The sequence below is a fragment of the Endozoicomonas sp. YOMI1 genome (genome assembly GCF_024606345.1).
Lineage (GTDB): Bacteria > Pseudomonadota > Gammaproteobacteria > Pseudomonadales > Endozoicomonadaceae > Endozoicomonas.
This window is the reverse complement of sequence record NZ_JAHHPM010000253.1, coordinates 1-1,363: the sequence shown is the minus strand read 5'-3', so window position 1 is coordinate 1,363 and position 1,363 is coordinate 1. Positions and strand designations below refer to the sequence as shown.

The following is a 1,363-nucleotide window of genomic DNA, read 5'->3' as shown; positions in this document are numbered from 1 at the left end:
CGTTGTGCCTTGCATAGTAACTGCCCACTTAGCCAGAAATATACGATTCCATTTGACCAACTACTTAGCACACCATATATCGGGCAAGAGACCCCAGGTAAGATAGCCTGACGCTTTGATGAATTATCAAAGCGTTTAATGGCTAACCCAACACTGCAATGGTGGATACAATGGCGAAAATTGCACTCATCCCGTTTAGACCATAAATTATTCTGTTGGTTCAATGTTTCAGGTTAATAATGAAATGATAACGCTTGAGAATTTTGCAATCCCCTACAGAGCCTGGCAATCACTCTTTGGCATCGAAGAAAAGTTGTGATCCAATAGTCACTACAGCCTCTTTCACCCACATAATAATGTAAACTGGAGTTTCCCGATGTCTTTCGCCGATCGTGATGGCGTTATCTGGTTAGATGGGGAGTTAGTTCCCTGGCGTGAAGCCAAAACCCATGTGCTGACCCACACCCTTCATTACGGGATGGGGGTTTTTGAAGGCGTAAGAGCCTATAATACGCCAGAAGGATCCGCCATTTTCCGCCTGAAGGAACACACCGACCGCCTGTTTCGCAGTGCCCACATCCTGAGAATGGAAATACCCTTCAGCAAAGAAGAACTGAACGAAGCACAGAAGCTTGTCGTTCGTGAGAATGGGCTGGACGAAGCCTACCTGCGGCCAATGTGTTTCCTGGGTTCTGAGGGCATGGGGTTAAGAGCTGAGGGCCTTCAGGTTCATACCATGGTTGCTGCCTGGAACTGGCCTTCTTACATGTCGCCGGAAGCGCTTGAGCGTGGCATCAAAATTCGCACCTCTTCCTATACACGACACCATGTTAATATCACCATGTGCAAGGCCAAAGCCAACGGGAATTACATGAACTCCATGCTGGCCCTGCGGGAAGCACTGGACAGTGGCTGTGAAGAAGCCCTGCTGCTGGATAACGAGGGTTATGTGACTGAAGGCAGTGGTGAGAATATCTTTATTGTGAAAGAAGATGGCATTATCTATACACCGGAACTGACTTCCTGCCTGGAAGGCATTACCCGGGACACCATCATCCGGTTTGCCAGAGAACTTGGACTGGAAGTCCGGGAAAAGCGTATCACCCGTGATGAAGTGTATATCGCTCAGGAAGCATTCTTTACCGGTACGGCTGCCGAAGTTATGCCCATTTGTGAACACGACGGGCGCAAGATTGGCAGCGGCAAGCGTGGACCCGTTACTGAAAAGCTTCAATCCATGTACTTTGACCAGGTTCGTGGCAAGCGCCAGGAAAATCCTGAGTGGTTGAGCCATTGCTAAGCTAGGAAGCTAATCCAAGAGGCTAATCCAAGAGGCTAATCCAAGAGGCTAATCCAAGAGGCT

At 48.7% G+C, this 1,363-nt stretch carries 1 protein-coding gene; it reads left to right on the top strand.

The window, feature by feature from the left end; all coding sequences use genetic code 11:
- The first annotated feature begins 376 nt into the window (after window positions 1-376).
- Complete coding sequence (locus KDK15_RS08785; protein WP_257294980.1) at window positions 377-1,300, top strand: branched-chain amino acid transaminase; 924 nt, start codon at window positions 377-379, stop codon at window positions 1,298-1,300.
- Window positions 1,301-1,363 lie beyond the last annotated feature (63 nt).

Coding starts and splice junctions, on each gene's coding strand:
- KDK15_RS08785 (WP_257294980.1), top strand. CDS start 377: ATGTCTTTCGCCGATCGTGATGGCGTTATCTGGTTAGATGGGGAGTTA.